1 pseudogene is annotated in these 234 nt (G+C 72.2%); it reads left to right on the top strand.

The annotated features are described in order from the left end of the window. Positions 1-145, top strand: a pseudogene (locus tag GV790_RS31960) (replication-associated recombination protein A); the annotation flags it as partial. Positions 146-234 lie beyond the last annotated feature (89 nt).

Below are 234 nucleotides of genomic sequence, written 5' to 3'. Positions count from 1 at the left end.
GATCGTGCTGCTGGTCGGCGCGACCACGGAGAACCCCTCGTTCTCGGTGGTCTCGCCACTGCTGTCGCGATCGCTGGTGCTGCAACTGCGCTCGCTCACCGACGACGACATCCGCGCGGTGAGCGCCCGGCGGGCATCGCCACCGGCGATGCGCACGATGTGGTCGAGGGCGGCCTCGGTGACGGTGTACTGCCCGTCCAGGCCGCGCGCGTCGCCGATGGCGCGCCGCAGCAC

It is taken from the genome of Nocardia cyriacigeorgica, assembly GCF_010858045.1.
Classification (GTDB): domain Bacteria; phylum Actinomycetota; class Actinomycetes; order Mycobacteriales; family Mycobacteriaceae; genus Nocardia; species Nocardia cyriacigeorgica_E.
The sequence above is the reverse complement of the archived record's forward strand: the minus strand, read 5'-3'. Positions and strand labels throughout refer to the sequence as shown.